Consider the following 17,872-nt stretch of genomic DNA (forward strand, 5'->3'; position numbering starts at 1 on the left):
CTAACCCGCCCAGGGCGGCGCGGTCGATCGGCCCACCACCAGGTCGGCCTCCATCAATTCCTGACGCGGCGTGGGATCGCCCGTCTCGATCTTGTCGATCAGCATCGCGGCGATCCGGCGTCCGGCCTCGCGGACCGGGGATCGCATCGCGGTGAAGATCGGAACCGCCCCCGGATTGCGCAGATAGGACAGATCATCGTCGAAACACAGCACAGACATGTCCGCGCCCAGGCGCAGCCCGGCTTCTTCCAGGGCCTGCTTGACGCCATGCGCGATGACGGTAGACGAACACAGCAGCGCCGTCGGCGGCTCGGGCTGGGCCAGCAGGCGCAGCGTCGTCCGATAGCCGTAAGCGGTCGTCATCTCGTCCGACAGGGCCAGTTCGGGCTGCGGCGATACGCCCGCCTCGGTCAGGGCCTGCAACCACCCGTCGCGGCGGCGGGTGGCGAAATCCAGCGAATCGTCGCCGTTCAGCAATGCGATGCGCCGATGTCCCAGCTGCAGCAGAAACGCGGTCGCGCGGTGAAAGGCGCGCTGGTTGTTCACATCGACCCAGGAATAGGGCGCGTCATGGCGGCTGACCCGGCCATGGACGACAAAGGGCAGACCGATCTTCTCCAGCAGCGCCGGGCGCGGATCGTCATGGCGGGGGAACTGCACCACGACACCGCCGACAAGACCCTTGGATTTCAGCTGCCGATACGCGGTTTCCTGTTCGTGGTCCTGCACGGCGCAAAGATTGATCTCGAACTTGCGATGGGCGCATTCCTCGCCCAGACCGGCCAGGAAATCGGTATAGATCGGGTTCACGATCTCGTTGCGGCCCGACATCGGCAGCACGCAGCCAAGCGCCGCGGCCCGACCCTTGGCCAGAAACCGGGCATGCGCGTTCGGCGCATAGCCGTGCCGCCGCGCGGCCTCGGCCACGCGGGCGCGCGTGCGGGCGCTGACCTCGGGATGTCCGTTCAGTGCCCGGCTGACGGTGGTCTGGGACACCCCCACCAGTTCCGCGAATTGCTTGAGGTTCATGCCTTGTCCCGTCTCCGGGCGACGCGCGGACCGCCCCGCCTCAGGCCGCAAAGACTGCCCCGCCGCGCGGTTCCGCGCAAGTATTCGCGACAGGACCGTGGATCACCGGCAACCCGACGCGTCTTTCGCGGCTTGTGTCGATGTATTTCGCTTTCTTTGATGAACCAGATCGTTTCAATGCATCCTTTTCCCGACCTCATCCGTGGATGGTCACGACAGCAGGAGATTTCGCCGTGATCCTTCACGCCAAGACAGGTTCCTTGAAACCGCCGGTCGCGCCCCGGCGCATCGCCGTGATCGGCAGTGGCATTTCCGGGCTGGGGGCCGCCTGGCTTCTTGACCCGCATCACCATGTGACCGTCTTCGAGGCCGAGCCGCGCCCAGGTGGACACGCGCGCACCGCCCGCGCGTTGGGAACTGCGGTCGATACCGGCTTCATCGTCTGCAACCGGCGCACCTATCCGCTGTTCATGCCGCTGCTGGATCACCTTGGTGTCGCGACCGAGCCTTCGGATATGAGCTTTTCGGCCAGCTTCGGCACCGGGCGTTATGAATACGGCACCGGCAACACGGCCGCCCTGTTCGCGCAGCGCCGCAGGGCGATGGATCCCCGCCATCTGCTGATGCTGCGCGACATCCTGCGTTTCTTCCGTCGGGCGATGGAATATCGGTCCAGCGGTGCCTGTATCGGCGCGATGCTGGACGAGCTGCGCCTTGGCACCGAGTTTCGTGACAGGTTCCTGTTGCCGATCTCGGGGGCGATCTGGTCCACGCCGCCGCATGGCATGCTGGAATTTCCGGCGGCCAGCTTCGTGCAGTTCTTCGACAATCACGGGCTGCTGTCGGTGCGCGGACAGCCGAAATGGCGGACCATCTCCGGCGGGTCGCAGGCCTATGTCCAGGCGATCCTGGCCCGACTTCGGGGGCAGGTCCGGCTGGACACGCCGGTGTTGCGCGTCACGCGCGACGATCAGGGCGTGACCGTGGTCACCAAGCGCGGGCCCGAACGGTTCGATCGCGTCGTGTTCGCCACCCACGCGCCGCAGACCCTGTCGCTGCTGGATCACCCGGATTCCGACGAACGCGAGATCCTGTCCCGGTTCCGCACCCAGCCCAATCACATGGTGTTGCATTCCGATCCCCGCCTGATGCCACGCCGCAAGGCCGCATGGGCGGCGTGGAACTATATCACCCGCGCGCCCCGTCCCGATCCGACGGCACCGATCAGCCTGTCCTACTGGATGAACCGGCTGCAGAATCTGGATACGCCCCGGCCCCTGATCGTCACGCTGAATCCGGAATTCGAACCCGACCACATCCACGACCACGCCATGATGCACCACCCCGTCTTCGACGAGGGCGCGGTGCGTGCGCAGTCGCGCCTGCCCTCGATTCAGGGGCGTGGCGGGGTGTATCATGCCGGCGCATGGACACGACACGGCTTTCACGAGGACGGGTTGCTGTCGGCGCTTCGGGTCGCGCAGACGATGGGAATAGATTGGCCGCTGGGGCAGGACCCCTGGGCCGAGGAGGCTGCAGCAGCATGACCGATCTGTGGAACGGGGCGCTGATCCCGACGCGGATATGGCACGGGCGGCGCGGCGACGTGGCCCGCGAGTTCCGGTATCGCGCGACCTATCTGGCGGTGCCGGTCGCGGCGATCGATGCGGGCCGGGCGGCGCTGCCGGTGGACAGGCCGGGGCTGTGGTCGCTGAGACGCCGCGATTACGGCCATCGCGATGGCACGTCCCTGTCGGATTTCATCGCCGGTCTGCTTGCCCCCGCCGGATTGGCGGATGCGCACGACGTGACGCTGGTCACGCTGCCGCGCAGTTCGGGTTACGGGTTCAACCCGGTCAGCTTCTGGCTGTGCCGGGACGATGCGGGCGATCTGCGTGCGGTTCTGGCCGAGGTGTCGAACACGTTCGGGGAATGCCACCGCTATCTGTGCCACCGGCCCGATCTTGGCCCGATCACCCGCACCGACCGGCTTCAGGGCGAGAAACTGTTCCACGTCTCGCCGTTCCTGCCTCGCTCGGGCCGCTATCTGTTCCGCTTCGATCCCGGGCCGGACCGGTTCGGCGCGTGGGTTGACTGGCAGTCGGCAGATGGGCGCCGCGGCCTCGGCACGTCGATGGTGGGGCCGGCCCTTCCGCTGACGCGGAAATCGGCGCGCAACGCGGCCTTGCGTCATCCGTTCCAGTCGCAGAAAGTGATTGCATTGATCCACTTGCAGGCCGCGCTGCTGTTTCGGCGCGGGATACGATACCTGCGCAAACCGTCGCAACTGCCTGGCCGCGTCTCGCATGCCGACCGGCAGCGCGAAACAGGGGAATGAGGCGATGTTCGAGCGCAGATTTGCCCGCGAATTCCTGAAGACCGCCGAAGCGATCGAGTTCGGCACGCTGACCGTCCAGACACCCGAGGGCCACACCCATCATTTCGGCGGGCTGCGCCCGGGGCCTGACGCGACGCTGATCATCCATGACTGGCGGGTGGTGGCGGCGTTGGCTGCCAAGGGCGATATCGGCCTGACAGAGGCCTATCGCGACGGATGGTGCGATATTCCCGATCTCGAGGCGCTGTTGCACATGGCGCTGATGAACGAGGATGTTCTGGACGCCTATATCTACGGCCGCAGACTGAACGCGATGGCGGCGCGCGCGGTCTATTTCCTCAACCGCAACACCCGCGCGGGGTCGCGGCGGAACATCCAGGCCCATTACGACCTGGGCAACCAGTTCTATCGGCTGTGGCTGGACCCCAGCATGACCTATTCCTCGGCGCTGTATGGGCCGGGTGATGACCTGACTGCTGCACAGCAGCGAAAATATGACCGGATCATCGACAATCTGGACGGGGCGTCGGGGCGGCTGCTGGAAATCGGCTGCGGTTGGGGCGGTTTTGCCGAACGTGCGCTGGCGCGCGGCGATTTCGCCCCGAAGGGGCTGACCCTGTCGTCCGAGCAGGCCGATTATGCCCGCGCGCGGTTGGGGTCGGGCGCGCAGATCGCCTTGCAGGATTATCGTGACGAGGACGGACGCTTCGATCACGTCGTCTCGATCGAGATGTTCGAGGCGGTGGGCGAACGCTATTGGCCCGCCTATTTCGGCAAGCTGGGACAGGTGCTGTCCGACCGCGGGCGCGCGATGATCCAGGTCATCACCGTCGCTGACCGATATTTCCTGCGCTATCGCAAAAGCGGCGACATGATCCGCAGTTTCATCTTTCCCGGCGGCATGCTGCCCTCGCCCGCGCGTTTCGAAGAAGAGGCGCGCCGGGCCGGGCTTGCGGTGCAGGACGCGTTCGGTTTCGGCCGGGATTATGCGCGGACCCTGCGCGAATGGCTGACCCGCTTCGATGATGCCCTGCCACAGATCCGCGAACTGGGTTTTGACGAAGGATTCATCCGCGTCTGGCGGTTCTACCTTGCCGCCTGCGCCGCCTCGTTCGAGGTGGGGCGCACCGACGTGCTGCAATACCGTCTTGCCCATGCCTGACGGGGAACGGTGCGGCCCGGTGAACGTTGATGTTTGCTGGGCACGTGCTTGAAAGGATCAGCATGTCGAAACCTTCCCGCATCTGGATCATCGGCGCCAGTGACGGCATCGGCCGTGAGTTGGCGCGTCAATACGCCGCCGAGGGTGCCCGTCTGGTGTTATCCGCCCGGCGCCAGGACGCCTTGCAGGCGCTTGCCGACGAGATCGGCGGGGCCGAGATCCGGCCCCTGGACGTAGCCGACCGCGCCAGTCTGGATGCCGCGGCCTCTGCCATCGCCGCAGGCGGCAATCTGGACCGGATCGTGCATCTGGCGGCGCTGTACGATCCGGGGCGCATATCCGATCTTGACCCCGACATGGCCGCCCGGATCGTGACCGTCAACCTGACCGGCAGCTTCCATGTCGCGCAGGTTGGCCCGCCCTTGTTGCGGCGCGGCGGTCAGCTGGCGCTGTGCGGGTCGGTCGCGGGCTATGTCGGCCTGCCGCAGGGACAGATCTATTCCGCCAGCAAGGCGGGCGTCATCAATCTGGCGGAAAGCCTGCGTGCGGAACGGTCGGATCTGGATATCCGCCTGATATGCCCGGGCTTCGTTGAAACGCGCCTGACCGAGAAGAACGATTTCAAGATGCCGGCGCTGATGCGTCCCGACAAGGCCGCCACCGCGATCCGCACGGGACTGGCGCGCGGCGGGTTCGAGGTCCATTTCCCGCATCGCCTGACCCGCAGCCTGAAACTGATCCGCGCGCTGCCCTACTGGTTGTCGCTGCCCCTGACACGCCGTCTTAGCCGAGAGGATTCTGCATGAGGACGCCGCTTGCCATTGCCGTTCTGTTAGCCGCGCTGGCCTTTGCCGTCTCGCCGGCGATCTTCCAGAATTTCGCCGGCTATCCGCCCGGCATCTTTCCGGTCCCGCAGGACGATCCGCCGATCCAGCCGGCCGGCTACGCCTTTTCGATCTGGGGGGTGATCTATGCGTGGCTGATCGCGGGCGCGGGATATGGTGTCTGGCGCCGCGCCGATGACGACGATTGGGCTGCGATGCGGCCGCCCTTGCTGGCGAGCCTTGTGATCGGTTTCTTCTGGCTTGGGGTTGCGTCGCGGTCGCCGATCTGGGCGACGGTGATGATCTTTCTGATGCTTGGCTTCGCGCTGGCCGCGTTTCTGCGGGCTGGAGATCGGGATGCGGTCTGGCAGATCAGGCCCGTGGCGCTGTATGCGGGCTGGCTGACCGCAGCTTCGGGTGCGTCGCTGGGGATCGTGCTGGCTGGCTATGGGATTTTGTCCGCACAAATATCGGCGGTGCTGTGCCTGTTGGGCGTCACCGCCATCGCCCTTGTCGTGCAGGCGACCAGGCCCCGTGAATGGGCCTATCCCATCGGGGTCATCTGGGCGCTGATCGGGGTGATCGTCGCCAACATCTCTCCTGTAAATCTCGTGGTCGTGCTGCTCGCGGCATTGGCATCGGCGCTGCTGGCAGGCCGTGCTATCCTGTTCGCGACTCGCAGCTGAGAAAGGCCCCAGCCATGCATCGCCGCCTGTTTCTGACCCTTGCAACCGCCGTATCCGCAGCCGTGACCGGCATGGCCACCCGCCGCGCCTCGGCAGAGCCGATGCCGCGCTTCACCTTTCCGTCGATCGATGGCGGGCTGCTGGACAGCGCCGATTGGCAGGGCAAGCCGGTGCTGGTGGTCAACACCGCCTCGTTGTGCGGCTTTGCCGGACAATTGCGCGACATGCAGGCCATGCACGAAAAATACGCTGCGCAGGGCCTGATCGTGGTCGCGGTGCCCTCGAACGACTTCAATCAGGAGTTGGATGATGGCAAGAAGGTCAAGGAATACTGCACGCTGGAATACGGCATCACCCTGCCGATGACGGATATCCTCCATGTCGCCGAGGGCGAGGTGCACCCCTTCTATCAATGGGTCAGGCAGCAGACCGGCTTCGTGCCGAAGTGGAATTTCTCAAAGGTGCTGCTTGACCCGCAGGGCCGCATCCTGGGCACATGGGGATCGTTCACCAAGCCAGACGGGCCGCAGATCCACGACGCACTCGCGCCCTATCTCTCGGCCTGAGGCGACCCTACCATTCGACCTTCTGGCCTTTCCAGTCGCGGAAACCGCCGCTGTCCTCGGGCGACAGTCCGTCGATCACGGATAACAGCGCCTCGGCGCTGCGGTCCGGCGTGATCGTCGGATAGCGGTCGGCATATCGCGCGGTCAACGGCGTTTCGACCGTGCCCGGATGCAGTGCGACGAAGATGCTGTGCCGGTTGCGGCGCTTCCATTCGATCGCGGCGCAGCGGATGATCTGGTTCTGCGCGGCCTTGGCGGCGCGATAGCCGAACCAGCCGCCAAGCCGGTTGTCCCCGATCGACCCCACGCGTGCCGACAGCGACGCAAAGACCGCGCGCCGGTCGCCCGCCAGCAACGGCCCGAAATACCGGATCGCCAGTGCCACCCCGGTCGCGTTCAGCGCGAATTGCCGCGCCATCGCATCGGCATCGGCGGCATCGAAGCTTTTCTCGGGCCGACTGCCGTCGATCATCAGCGCGCCGGTGGCGTTGAAGATCAGGTCGAATCGCTGTCCGTCCAACCGCGCGGCGTGATCGTTCAGCGTCGCCGCATCGGTCAGATCCAGACCGTCGCTGCTGCGCGACAGGCCGGTGACATCTGCCCCGCCATCCCGCAGACGCGCCGCGATGGCCGCGCCGATCCCGCCGGACGCGCCCAGGATCAGCGCCCGCATCAGCCGACCATCCGCGCGACCATCACCCCCGCCCAGGCCGAGAACCCGGTCAGGAACCCGCCCCAGGCGGTGTCCGCGATGACCTGCTGCCACGACCAGTCGCGCATGATCGCCAGGCTGGTGAATTCATAGGTGCCATAGCACATCAGCCCCAGCAGGGCGCCTGCCAGCGCGGCCTGCACCGGCGCGCCATCGCGCAGCGCCGGGACCGATACGAAATACAGGACGCCGACGATATAGAAGGCATAGAACGCCGCTGCCGGGCCAAGCCGGAACGGATCGGCCAGCAGATCGCCAATATGGCGTTCGAAGATCGGGCGGATGATGGTCCTGATGCCCACCACGTCCACGGCAAGAAAGATGACCAGCGTCGAGATGTAGAGAACGGCGATCTTCATGGGTTCACTCCTTGAAATCCTCATAGGCCGTCAGCGCCCGCGCGCGCCCCTGCGACAACGAGATCGCGGGAACGGCCATGCGCTGCAGGTCGATGTTCCAGGATCGGGGCGCGGCTTTCGCGAATGACGACGCGCCCGGCGCGCCGGGCTTCAGCCAGTGGTCGCGATAGCGTGCCTTTGCGTCGAATTTTTGCGCCTGCGTGTCGGGGTTGAAGACCCGGAAATATGGCGATGCGTCGGGGCCGCAGCCAGCCACCCACTGCCAGTTCATCGCATTCGACGCCGCGTCCCAGTCGGTCAGCGTCCGCGCGAACCAGTCAAGCCCCACACGCCAGTCGGTCAGCAGGTGCTTGGTCAGATAGCTGCCGACGACCATCCGCACACGGTTGTGCATCCGGCCGGTCACGAACAATTCGCGCAGGCCGGCATCGACCATGGGCACGCCGGTCCGCGCCCGCCGCCAGTCCTCGGCTTCGTTGTTGTCCTGCTTCCATGGAAAATCGTTCCACTCCTTGCGCCAGCAGGTGTGGTCCATGTCGGGGCTTTCGTGGAACAGCTCGCGCGCGAATTCGCGCCATGCCACCTCGCGCAGGAAATCCTCGACACCCTGTCGCCCGTTCTCGCGCGCGGCCAGACCGACATGCCAGATCCTGCGGGCGCTGATCTCGCCCACCGCCAGCGCATCCGACAGACCGGATGTGCCCGACGTTCGCCACGGCTGGTCGCGATGCGTGCCGTAATCCGCGACAGGACCTTCCAGGAACGTATCCAGCCGGTCGCGGGCCGCGTCTTCACCTGCATCGATGTGCCCGGCCACGACATCCCATCCCCGGCTCATCGCAGACCGCGCCTCGGGCCAGTCGGTTTCATCGCTGTCGGGCCAACTCTGGGGCAGATGCAGCGTGGGCGGATCCAGCGGCCGGTCGATATCGACGGCGCGCACGGCCCGCCAGAACGGCGTGAACACCTTGTAGATCCCGCCCTCTTGGGTCCTGACCGATCCGCGCGGCACCAGATCGGCCAGCGGATGCAGATGCAGCGTCGCGCCGCCGCGTTCGGCGGCCGCCTTCAGCCCGTGGTCGCTGGCAAACGGAAAGCCTTCGGTGGTGTGAACCGCGTCCGCGCCGGTCTGCCTTGCAACATGTTCCAAGACCTCGGCGGTGTCGCCGCGACGCACGATCAGTCGGCTGTTGTGACGGTGCAGCGCGGTCTGCAGACGGGGCAGCGACAGGGCCTGACGCTGAGCGCTGGCGGGATGCGCCTCGGCTTCGGCTGGGTCCAGGATGACCAGCGGTATCACCGGGCCCGAACTTGCCGCCGCCACCAAGGCGGGGTGGTCGTCCAGCCGCAACACACGGCGGAACCAGCATATCGCCACCATCATCTTCTCCTTGCACCTGTCACAGACACACGCATGACGCGGCAGAAAGTTTCCTTTGCAGCGCGGGTTTTCCGACAGCCCGCGCATCGCCGCAGCATTGTCAGAACCGGGCGGGGTGGTATAGCAGACGTCAGGTTGCCGCAGCGAAAGCCATTGCCCCCGTGCCCGATCCAGTGCCCGACCCTGCAAGATCCCCCGGCTTCGTATCGCTTGTCTCGGCGGGACCGGGCGACCCCGAGCTGTTGACGCTGAAGGCCGCGCGCCGTCTGGCCGAGGCAGAGGTGGTTCTGTTCGACGATCTGGCGTCGGGGCCGGTGCTGGACCATGCGGGACCGGATGCCGAACTGATCGCGGTCGGCAAGCGCGCCGGTCGGCCCTCGGCGCGGCAGGATCACGTCAACGCGCTGCTGGTCAGCCACGCGCAGGCCGGACGCCGGGTGGTGCGGCTGAAATCCGGCGACGCGGGCATCTTCGGGCGGCTGGAAGAGGAACTGATCGCCCTGACCGATGCCGCGATCCCGTTCGAGATCGTGCCGGGCGTCACCTCGGCCAGCGCGGCGGCGGCGGCGGCGGGACTGCCGCTGACACGCCGCCTGACCGCGCGGCGCGTGCAGTTCGTGACCGGCGCCGACGTGACCGGCCAGCTGCCCGAGGACATCAACTGGGCCGCCATCGCCGATCCCTCCGTGACGACCGTCGTGTTCATGGGCCAGCGCAGCTTTCCGAAACTGGCCCGCGGGTTGCGCGACCACGGGCTGCCGGGAACCACCCCGGCGCTGTTCGCCGAAGCCGTGGGACACCCCCATCAGCGACTGGTGCGGACCACCGTCGAGGCGCTGGCCAGAATGATGGAGAACGCCGAGGTCAGCCAGCCCGGCCTGATCCTGTATGGCCCGCTGGCCTTCCGCGGCGCTGGGGAAGGTTCCGAAGAAGACACCTAAAATGTCGGCTAAATCGGCCTGTTACCGACACCCGCATGCATGGCTTGTTAAGCGCTCACCCCTAGATTCGGACGGGTCTGGGACTTTGTGCGCGGACAGGACATGCTATCCCATCGCCTCGTGGTCACCTACGGGACCACGGAAACAAGTTGGCTTTCGAATGTCACCGATCTGGCGGTCGCCCGCATCGGGGGACAGTGGATGCTGTTCAGCACCACCCATGTCGGCGGTGGCGTGGCCAGCTTCGCGATCGGTGGCGCCGAAACCGGGCTGCATCTGGTTCAGGGGTTGGGGTTCCCGCAGGGTTTCACATATCAGGGCGATCCGGAACTGGCGATTCTCGACCTGCCGGACGGCAGTTTCCTGCATCTTGGCCAGCTTGGCGGGGCGGCCGATCTGGGAATTCCGGTGGACGGGGTTGGCAACCTGTCGGGCTTTGACGGGCTGTTTCCGTCCGGGCAGCTTGGCGACCGGGTCACGGCGCTGGGGCATTTTTCCAGTGCGGCGGGGGATTTCATCTATTCGGGACATGCGGGCGACCTGACTCTGAAGGTTCAGCGCGTGCTGCCCGATGGCAGCCTGCAGACCCGCTCGACCCTGCAACTGCCCGCCAGCGATGCGATCCCCGGCGCCGGACTTGACCAGATTCTGGACGTGACGGTCGGCAACCAGCGGCTGCTGGTAGCGATTTCGTCGGGCGGGAATTTCATCTCGACCCACCGGATCGGCGAGGACGGCGTGCTGGGCGCGGGGGCGATGCATGTCGCGGCACAGGGAATGGGATACGACATTCCCGCCCATGTCGGTACGCTGCAGTTCGCCGGCAAGACCTACCTGGTCGTCGGGGCGTCGTCCTCGTCCTCGCTGTCGGTCTTTCGGCTTGGCGCGGATGGCAGCCTGACCGCGACCGATTACATCATCGACGAACTGACGACCCGCTTTCAGAATATCACCGGGCTGGCGACCGTTGTCGTCGATGGGCGCGGCTACGTCATCGCGGCGGGGGCCGACGACGGGGTCAGCGTCTTCACGCTGCTGCCTGACGGCCGGCTACTGTTCCTGCAATCCATTGCCGACAGCAATGGCATGACGCTGTCCGATGTCAGCGCCATCGCCGCGCAGGTGATCGACGGCAAGATCGCATTGTTCGTCGCCAGCCAGTCCGAAACGGGGGTGACGCAACTGGTTCTGGATCCCGGTGACGTTGGCCAGACCGCGTTTGCGGGGCAGGGAACGGTGTCGGGCGGCGCCGGCGACGACATGCTGGTGGCGCAGGCCGGCACCACCCGGCTGGAAGGCGGGGCGGGCGACGACATTCTGGTGACGGCCAGCAAGGATATCATGCTTGTCGGCGGCGAGGGCGCCGATACTTTCGTTGTCACCCGCTTCGACGGGCGGGTGATCGTGCATGATTTCGAACTTGGTGCCGACCGGCTGGACCTATCGATGCTGGGGATGATCCGAAGCACCTGGCAGCTTGGCTTCCAGTCCTATGACTGGGGCATCCGCATCACCTATGGCAATTCGATCCTGGATGTCCGCAGCCGCGACCGCACGCCGCTGGAGGCTGCGGATTTCAGCAACGCGATGTTTCCCATCGCGCATTACTGGCTGCCTGAACGCGACCCGGTGGATATCACGCCCGATGAGGCGCCGTCGGATATCGGCAGATGGCTGTTCGGCACCGCAGATGCCGACCAGATGACGGGCGGCCAGGGCGGTGACTATATCGATGCCGGCGCGGGAAATGACACTGTTTCTGCCGGCGCGGGTGCCGACACCGTTCTTGGACAAGGCGGCGACGACGTGCTGCGCGGTGGTGACGGCGACGACCGGATCATCGGTGCCGCGGGCCGGGACACGCTGTTCGGCGACGCGGGTGACGATCATCTGGCCGGGGATTCAGGCAACGATCTTGCCTATGGCGGGATGGGCGCCGACACGCTGACCGGCGGCGCCGGTCAGGACAGCCTCTATGGCGGCGACGGCAACGACTGCATCGATGGTGGCGATGGCGACGACACGCTGGTCGGCGATGCCGGTGACGACCAGTTGACGGATCTGGCGGGCCACAACCGCTTCGTCGCGGGCGATGGCGACGACACGCTGAACGCGGGCGGCGGCTATGATCTGATGTATGGGGGCGGTGGCTGGGACGCGTTGTATGGCGGCTGGGGCAACGACACTCTGTACGGCGATGCGGGCAATGATGCGCTTTGGGGGCAGGTCGGAAACGACGACCTCCATGGCGGAGAAGGCGCAGACCGGATCGCGGGTGGAAACGGAAACGACCGCATCTGGGGCGATGCCGGAAATGACACACTGGATGGCGAGGGCGGTAACGACACGCTGGATGGTGGCGACGGCAACGACCGGTTGGTTGATTCTTCGGGACATAACCGGCTGATCGGCGGCGCGGGAAACGATACGCTGGTTGCGGGCAGCGGCTATGACGTGATGCATGGCGGCGATGGTCATGACCTGTTGGAGGGCGGCTGGGGCCGGGACACGATCAACGGCGATGCGGGCAATGACAGGCTGCTGGGGCAGTCCGACAACGACAGGCTTTCGGGCGGCGACGGCGACGACTCCCTGTGGGGTGGCAATGGCTATGACACGCTGTCGGGCGGGAACGGGAACGACATGCTGGAAGGCGATTCCGGCAATGACCTCATGGATGGCGGTGCTGGTGATGATCGGATCACCTCGATGCTGGGCCACAACCGGCTGATCGGCGGGACCGGAAACGACACGCTGATCTCGGGCCGCGGCTGGGACCGGCTTTTCGGGCAGGCCGGGAACGACCTGCTTTACGGCGGCTGGGGACGCGACACGCTGAAGGGCGACCGGGGCCACGACACCATCCACGGAGAGATGGACAACGATGCCATCTACGGCGGCAGCGGCAACGATCTGCTGTATGGAAATCTGGGCAACGATCTCTTGCGCGGGGATGGCGGGCAGGACAGGCTTTACGGCGATGCCGGGCGCGACAGCCTGTATGGCGGCGATGGCGATGACCAGATCCATGGCGGTGGGGATGATGACCGGTTGTGGGGCGATGATGGCAACGATCGCCTGGACGGAGGCTGGGGTCGGGATTCCCTCAGCGGCGGCGCTGGCCACGACTATCTGATCGGAGGCACGGGCGATGATCTGCTGCGCGGCGGGTGGGATGAGGATACGCTGGTCGGCGGCGATGGCGGTGACACGCTGGACGGCGGCAGCGACGATGATATCCTGATCGGCGGAAACGGTGACGATCTGATCTCGGGCGGGGACGGCGACGACCAGCTACGCGGAGATGCAGGCAACGACACGCTCATCGGTGGTTCCGGGGCCGACCGGCTGATAGGTAATGCCGGTGCCGACGTCTTTCGCTACGATTCCCTCAGGGACAGCGGGACGGGCCGGGACTCTGACCTAATTCTGGATTTCACGCCCGGACAGGATAGGCTGGATCTCAGCGCGCTGGACCTGCGGTATCGGGGCAACCGGGGCTTTTCGGATGACCATCAACTGCGCTGGTTTCATCGCGGTGATGAAACCCGGGTCATCGTGGATATCGATGGGGATGGGCGCGCCGACATGCAGATCCGGCTTGACGGGCACCTGACCCTGGATGGCGACGACTTCCTGCTTTAGCCGCGCGTGCCGTCCAGTCGCATCGCCGCCCATCTGGCCGCGTCGGCCACCGCGCCGTCTGCGTCTTCGGTCAGGGCCTGGGCGACCGGTCTCAGACTGGGCGCGCCGGAATTGCCGATCGCGTACAGCACGTTGCGCACCAGCCGGTCGCGGCCGATGCGCTTGATCGGACTGCCCGAGAATCGCGTACGGAACCCCGCATCGTCCAACGCGGCCAGTTCGGCCAGCGGCGGGGCGCCGACAAGGCCGCGATAGCGCATCTCGGCACCTTCGCGCGCGAACTTGTTCCACGGGCAGACCGCCAGACAGTCGTCGCAGCCATAGATCCGGTTGCCCATAAGCGGCCGCAGTTCCGGATCGACCGGGCCCTTGTGTTCGATCGTCAGATAGGAGATGCAGCGCCGCGCATCCAGCTGGAACGGGGCGGGAAAAGCGTCGGTCGGACAGATGTCCAGACAGGCCCGACAACTGCCGCAATGCTCGCCCTCGGGCGCGTCCTCGGGCAGGTCCAGCGTCGTGAAGATCGCCCCCAGAAAGAACCAGCTTCCCAGGTCGCGGGCCAGCAGGTTGGTATGCTTGCCCTGCCAGCCCAGCCCGGCGGCCTGTGCCAGTGGCTTTTCCATGACCGGGGCGGTGTCCACGAAGACCTTGATTTCATGACCCCGCACCTGTTCCAGCAACCAGCGCCCCAGCCGCTTCAGCCGCTTCTTGACCAGGTCGTGATAATCGCGCCCCTGGGCATAGACGCTGATCGCGGCCCGGTCGCGCGCCTCCAGCACCGCCATCGGATCGTGGTCGGGGGTGTAAAGATCGGCCAGCATGATCACCGCGCGGGCTTCGGGCCACAGCGCCGAGGGATCGCCGCGCCAATGGCTGCGTTCGGCCATCCAGCCCATCTGCCCATGCCGTCCGGCGCGCAGGAACGATTGCAGCCGCCCGGCGATCTCGGGCACGGCGTCGGGGCGGGCAATGCGCATCTTGGCGAATCCGATCGCCTCGGCCTCGGCGGTCAGCGCGCCTTTCAGCTTCTCGTTTGCCGAAATACCCAGGTGGGGATCGCCGTCAGGCGATGGGGGGCGGCGCCCCCCATCCTTATCCGAAGTCAAGTTCGGCATAATGCGGGGCCGGGTGGATGCCCGGCACCTGATCGGCCAGCACGCCGCGAAAGGCGGGGCGTGACTTGATCGTGGCATACCAGTCGCGCACCGCGTCCGACCGGTCCCAGTCCACGTCCGAGATATAGTCCAGGCAGGAAAAATGCGCGGCGGCGGTGAAATCGGCCAGCGACAGGCTGTTTCCGGCAAGCCAGCGGCGTTCCTCCAGCAGCGTGGTCAGATAGTCGATATGTTCCTTGATGGCGCGCAGGCCGTCCTTGACCGCCCGGCTGTCGGGATAGCCGGACCGCATGACCTTTTTCCAGACCCGCTCGGTCATGATCGGCAAGGTCACCTCGGCGTTGAACTTGTCGTCGAACCACGCGCACAACCGGCGCACCTCGTGACGTTCCAGCGGCTGGCGCGGCATCAGGGCAGGCTCGGGCACGGCCTCGTCCAGATATTCGATGATTGCCTGGCTTTCGGCCAGCATGTTGCCGCGATGGCGCAGCACCGGCAGCTTTCCGGCGGGATTGCGGCGTTTCAGATCGGGCGGATTTTCCCAGTATTTCTCTTCGACCAGTTCGACCTCGATCTTCTTCTCGGCCAGAACCAGCCGCACCTTGCGGCAAAACGGCGACAGCATGGAATGGTAAAGTCGCGTGGTCTGCGTATTGTTGTTCATCGACTGCTCGAGACCCCCTTCATTCGCAACGGCGCCTTGATAAGGCCGGGGGGGCGGCGTTTCAACCGGAACGCGCGCCTCACAGGCAGTCCGCGCGGCCATCCCGCGCAATCGTCGCCGCGCCGTCGGCGATCGACCGCGACCGGGCCGAGGCGCGGGTTGCGCTGCGCGATTTCGGCGCCGGCAGGACGGCGGCCAGTCGCGCGGCCTGCACCGGCGTCAGTTCCGCGGGCGTGACGCCGTAATAGGCGCGTGCCGCGGCGCCCACGCCAAAGATGCCCGGCCCGAATTCGGCCACGTTCAGATAGACCTCAAGGATCCGCCGCTTGGACCAAAGCGCCTCGATCATCGGGGTATAGACCGTCTCCAGCAGCTTGCGCGGCCAGCTTCTGCCCTGCCACAGGAACACGTTCTTGGCCGTCTGCTGGGTGATCGTCGATGCGCCCCGACTGGATCCCGACGCGACGACCTTGCGGATCTCGGTCATGTCGAAGCCCCAATGCAGGCAGAAATTCGCATCCTCGGCCGCGACCACCGCGCGCCGCATGGCCGGCGAGATCTCGTCAATCCGGGCCCAGTCCCGCGGCTGGATCCGATGGTTGCGCGCTTCGGACACGATGGTCCAGGTCGTCGGCGGGTTGATCAGCGCATAGACGCCGACCAGCACCGCCATCAGCAACAGGACGCGCAGGACGAACCAGCGCAGCCAGATCAGCATGCGACGCAACGGCCGCCAGCGTTTCGCGGCGGACGTCTTGCCCTTTTCGGGTGGCGCCTCGGCGAGCGGAGGGCGGAACAGCGCACGCAGGATCATGGACAGGGCTTTGTCACGCGCCCTGCCGCCCCGTCAAGTCGCCGCCGCCGCGATCAGGACGCGTCGGGCACGGCAGGCGGGTTCTGTCCCGACAGCGCCTCGCGCAGCTTTTCCTCGTCGGCCTTTGACAGCGATGTCTGCAGAACCCGGCCCTTGTGGTGAAAATGCTCCAGCCGGTCCAGCACCTTGTCGGCGGTCATCTTGCGCACCAGCACGAAAACGGCCGAGCCGCCCGGTTGCAGCGAATGGCCGACCTCGCGCATGAAATCATCGTTGATGCCGATATCGGTAAAGCGCCCGGCCAGCGCCCCGGCCCCCGCGCCCACCGCCGCCCCCAGAAGCGGGTTCAGGAACACCAGCCCGATCAACGAGCCCCAGAAACCACCGCCGACGGCGCCGGCCGCCGTCAGGTTGACCGCCTGATGCAGCTTGATGTCGTCCTCGCCCTCGCGGGTGACGACGACGGCGTCTTCCATCTCGATCAGATAATCCTTCTGCATCTTGACCAGTTCGGCCCGCATCTCGAAACCGGTGGTTTCATCGTCGAAGGCGATGACGATCAGTTCTGACATGGCGATTCTCCGCTGCTGTTGCATGACAGTGCCGCCGAAACCAGACGCCAAGGCCGGGATTTGGTCAAGCACCGGCTGGACATGGGCGCACATCTCTGCGTGATCGACGGCCAGGCGGGGTTGCGGCACGGTGTCGCGCCGGGTCATAGAAGCGGCGGATATGGCACAACAATCTTCGGTCTCACGGATGAAGTATCTGGCCGCGCTGACGCTGATCGCATCGCTTTTGTCGATGACCTTCGCGGCGGCTTCGCAGGCGCCGGCCCGGTCCGTGTGTTCGCCGCAGGTCCGCGCCGCGAACATGTGCCATGCAATCGCCCCGCCCGCTGCGCAGACCGGAACCGCAGACAAGTCCGGCCCATGCTGCGAGCTGTTTCCCGCCATGGATCGGGCCGACATCCCCCGCGCTCGCGCCGCATCCGCCCTGATCGCCATCCTGCCGATGCGGGGCGCGCATGTTTGCGATGCGCCGTGGCGCCCGCCGCGCACGGCATTCGGCTGAGCTTCCCGCGACCGGCATGGGGCCGGTTGCCGTCCGACACACGGCGCCGCGACGCGCGCGCCATTCCCGAGGATAAACATGACGACTGACACAACCACACAGACCCGCGGCCTGATCGTGCCGCAACTGAAGCCCCTCTATGCCCTGCTGTCGCCGATCAGCGTGACCTATATGCGGGTCATCGCGGGGATCGCCTTCATGGTGCATGGGCTGCCCAAGATCAGCAATCCGATGGGCGCGACCGGCATGGTCGAAAGCATCGGCTTTCATCCCGGCTGGCTGTGGTCGCCAGCACTGGCGGGCACCGAATTCATCGGTGGTCTGCTGCTGGTGCTGGGTCTGCTGACCCGCCCGGCGGCGCTGGCCACCTCGATCGTGCTGCTGGTGACGGTCTATTTCCACTGGATCATGAAGGCCGAGGGCTATCCCGGATCGGAACTGTCGCTGATCTGGCTGGGGATCACACTGTATTTCGTGGCCCATGGCGGCGGCCGCTGGTCGCTGGACCGCCTGATCGGCCGCCAGTTCTGACAACCGTATAACGAAAAGGACGCGGCCCGCA

The 17,872-nt window shown here is 66.0% G+C and carries 18 protein-coding genes; 10 read left to right on the top strand and 8 right to left on the bottom strand.

Going from position 1 to position 17,872, the window contains the following annotated elements; all coding sequences use genetic code 11:
- A complete protein-coding gene (locus MU516_RS01440; RefSeq protein WP_260275427.1) occupies positions 1-1,029 on the bottom strand; it encodes a substrate-binding domain-containing protein in 1,029 nt (342 codons plus the stop codon).
- A gap of 233 nt (positions 1,030-1,262) precedes the next feature.
- On the opposite strand from MU516_RS01440, the gene MU516_RS01445 reads away from it, so the two are divergent.
- From MU516_RS01445 to MU516_RS01470, 6 genes are all read left to right on the top strand, one after another.
- Positions 1,263-2,576, top strand: a complete 1,314-nt coding sequence (locus MU516_RS01445; protein WP_260275428.1) for an NAD(P)/FAD-dependent oxidoreductase — start codon at positions 1,263-1,265, stop codon at positions 2,574-2,576.
- Positions 2,573-3,367, top strand: a complete 795-nt coding sequence (locus tag MU516_RS01450) for a DUF1365 domain-containing protein (RefSeq protein WP_209054691.1) — start codon at positions 2,573-2,575, stop codon at positions 3,365-3,367. Before MU516_RS01445 ends, MU516_RS01450 begins: the two co-directional genes overlap by 4 nt.
- A 4-nt stretch (positions 3,368-3,371) precedes the next feature.
- Entirely contained in the window at positions 3,372-4,529 is a 1,158-nt protein-coding gene (locus MU516_RS01455; RefSeq protein ID WP_260275429.1) for an SAM-dependent methyltransferase, read from the top strand.
- A 62-nt stretch (positions 4,530-4,591) separates the two neighbouring features.
- Positions 4,592-5,335: an SDR family NAD(P)-dependent oxidoreductase gene (locus MU516_RS01460; protein ID WP_260275430.1), complete on the top strand. Its 744-nt coding sequence runs from the start codon at positions 4,592-4,594 to the stop codon at positions 5,333-5,335.
- A complete protein-coding gene (locus MU516_RS01465) occupies positions 5,332-6,039 on the top strand; it encodes a TspO/MBR family protein (RefSeq protein WP_260275431.1) in 708 nt (235 codons plus the stop codon). The genes MU516_RS01460 and MU516_RS01465 overlap by 4 nt, the downstream gene beginning before the upstream one ends.
- Before the next feature lie 14 nt (positions 6,040-6,053).
- Positions 6,054-6,605, top strand: a complete 552-nt coding sequence (locus MU516_RS01470; protein ID WP_260275432.1) for a glutathione peroxidase — start codon at positions 6,054-6,056, stop codon at positions 6,603-6,605.
- 7 nt (positions 6,606-6,612) lie between these two features.
- Here the strand turns inward: MU516_RS01470 and MU516_RS01475 are convergent, their stop codons facing one another.
- From MU516_RS01475 to MU516_RS01485, 3 genes are read right to left on the bottom strand one after another with little or no spacing between them, the layout of a single operon-like run.
- A complete protein-coding gene (locus MU516_RS01475; protein ID WP_311319087.1) occupies positions 6,613-7,278 on the bottom strand; it encodes an SDR family NAD(P)-dependent oxidoreductase in 666 nt (221 codons plus the stop codon).
- Entirely contained in the window at positions 7,278-7,676 is a 399-nt protein-coding gene (locus tag MU516_RS01480; RefSeq protein ID WP_209054686.1) for a DUF2177 family protein, read from the bottom strand. Before MU516_RS01480 ends, MU516_RS01475 begins: the two co-directional genes overlap by 1 nt.
- 4 nt (positions 7,677-7,680) lie before the next feature.
- Positions 7,681-9,060, bottom strand: coding sequence for a cryptochrome/photolyase family protein (locus MU516_RS01485; protein ID WP_260275433.1), 1,380 nt, complete (start codon positions 9,058-9,060; stop codon positions 7,681-7,683).
- Between the two features lie 158 nt (positions 9,061-9,218).
- Between MU516_RS01485 and cobA the strand changes: the two genes are divergently transcribed.
- Both cobA and MU516_RS01495 read left to right on the top strand, forming a co-directional pair.
- Entirely contained in the window at positions 9,219-9,998 is a 780-nt protein-coding gene (cobA, locus tag MU516_RS01490) for a uroporphyrinogen-III C-methyltransferase (RefSeq protein ID WP_260275434.1), read from the top strand.
- 102 nt (positions 9,999-10,100) lie between these two features.
- Positions 10,101-13,643, top strand: coding sequence for a calcium-binding protein (locus tag MU516_RS01495; protein ID WP_260275435.1), 3,543 nt, complete (start codon positions 10,101-10,103; stop codon positions 13,641-13,643).
- On the opposite strand, the gene queG is transcribed toward MU516_RS01495, so the two are convergent.
- From queG to MU516_RS01515, 4 genes are all read right to left on the bottom strand, one after another.
- The gene (gene queG, locus MU516_RS01500; RefSeq protein ID WP_260275731.1) at positions 13,640-14,686 is read right to left on the bottom strand and encodes a tRNA epoxyqueuosine(34) reductase QueG; all 1,047 of its coding nucleotides are present in this window, start codon (positions 14,684-14,686) and stop codon (positions 13,640-13,642) included. The two genes, MU516_RS01495 and queG, sit on opposite strands and share 4 nt — an antisense overlap.
- 49 nt (positions 14,687-14,735) lie before the next feature.
- Positions 14,736-15,422, bottom strand: coding sequence for an FtsZ-binding protein FzlA (gene fzlA / locus MU516_RS01505; protein ID WP_260275436.1), 687 nt, complete (start codon positions 15,420-15,422; stop codon positions 14,736-14,738).
- A gap of 79 nt (positions 15,423-15,501) precedes the next feature.
- On the bottom strand, positions 15,502-16,236 hold the full coding sequence (mtgA, locus tag MU516_RS01510) for a monofunctional biosynthetic peptidoglycan transglycosylase (protein ID WP_260275437.1): 735 nt from the start codon (positions 16,234-16,236) through the stop codon (positions 15,502-15,504).
- A 53-nt stretch (positions 16,237-16,289) separates the two neighbouring features.
- Positions 16,290-16,808 (bottom strand): DUF1269 domain-containing protein, encoded by a 519-nt coding sequence (locus tag MU516_RS01515; protein ID WP_260275438.1) that lies wholly within the window; start codon positions 16,806-16,808, stop codon positions 16,290-16,292.
- Positions 16,809-16,968: 160 nt separating this feature from the next.
- Between MU516_RS01515 and MU516_RS01520 the strand changes: the two genes are divergently transcribed.
- Together MU516_RS01520 and MU516_RS01525 are read left to right on the top strand one after the other, a co-directional pair.
- Positions 16,969-17,310, top strand: a complete 342-nt coding sequence (locus MU516_RS01520) for a hypothetical protein (RefSeq protein WP_260275439.1) — start codon at positions 16,969-16,971, stop codon at positions 17,308-17,310.
- 78 nt (positions 17,311-17,388) lie between these two features.
- Positions 17,389-17,841 carry a DoxX family protein gene (locus tag MU516_RS01525; protein ID WP_260275440.1) on the top strand — a complete coding sequence of 151 codons (453 nt, stop codon included), beginning with the start codon at positions 17,389-17,391 and terminating at the stop codon, positions 17,839-17,841.
- Positions 17,842-17,872 lie beyond the last annotated feature (31 nt).

The organism is Paracoccus maritimus (assembly GCF_025195095.1).
GTDB lineage: Bacteria > Pseudomonadota > Alphaproteobacteria > Rhodobacterales > Rhodobacteraceae > Paracoccus > Paracoccus maritimus.